General features: G+C 47.6%; 1 protein-coding gene. It reads left to right on the top strand.

The genetic code is table 11. The annotated features are described in order from the left end of the window. Positions 1-94: 94 nt before the first annotated feature. Positions 95-802, top strand: a 708-nt coding sequence (locus A3750_RS02460) for a DUF1631 family protein (protein ID WP_255374858.1), incomplete at its 3' end; no start/stop codon positions are given.

Here is an 802-nt window from a genome sequence, read left to right as displayed (position 1 = left end):
CAATACGGCAGGGCTTCGCTTCGTCAATCAATACCCTGAGGTTGTTAGCTTTCTAAAAGAGAGATACGCGAACGACTCAACTCCTAAATTGTCCGTGCAGCATACGTCGATCATTGAGCGATGTTTGAGACTAATAGAACAATCTACGAAGAACGTTTATGAAAGTGCGCTTCCTCTTGTCGTACAAGCGGTGCGTGATGAAGCCGTTAATTCGCAAACGGATCAGATCGCCAATGCCAGAATGAATATCGCGGATAGAATCGAGAAGTTCGAGTCTACTATTTTGGCGAAAATCAGTAACGAGATCCTTAGTGTTGCTCCTCGAGGCCGCAAAAATATCATTGAGAATAACTCCTCGGACTTGGACCTTGTCGCGAAAGGAGAGTTTGAGGATTGGTTAATAAGTAAGGTGCTCACAACGAAGCTAGAGCAGAGTTTGCGCTCACCCTTGCTGCTTTTAAAGATGCGTACCGATTCGATGGGCTATCGAAGTGAGGGAGGCAGCGGCAGTCCCTTGGGGCCCGAAAGACTGGTTTATGCTTTTCAGACAGCAATGCACCCATATCTTCAGGAACTTGCTCTTGAGCGACGCGCGTTCAAAATTTTGGAAGCGGCTCTTTTACCCGAACTGGATAGCCTAACTCACTCGCTGAACGAACAGCTTGCCAAAGCGGGAGTCTTGCCTGATGCGTCCTTGGGTGAGTTAGTTAAGAAGTATGAGCAGCCTTCTAAAGTAGAAGAGAAGAGCACCATTGATTCATCGAATCAATCTCCACCGCCGCCCGCGCAAGATGTACCTAAG

The sequence above is a fragment of the Oleiphilus sp. HI0079 genome, assembly GCF_001635105.1.
Note: the sequence above shows the minus strand (reverse complement) of the source record. Positions and strands in the feature narration are given on the sequence as shown.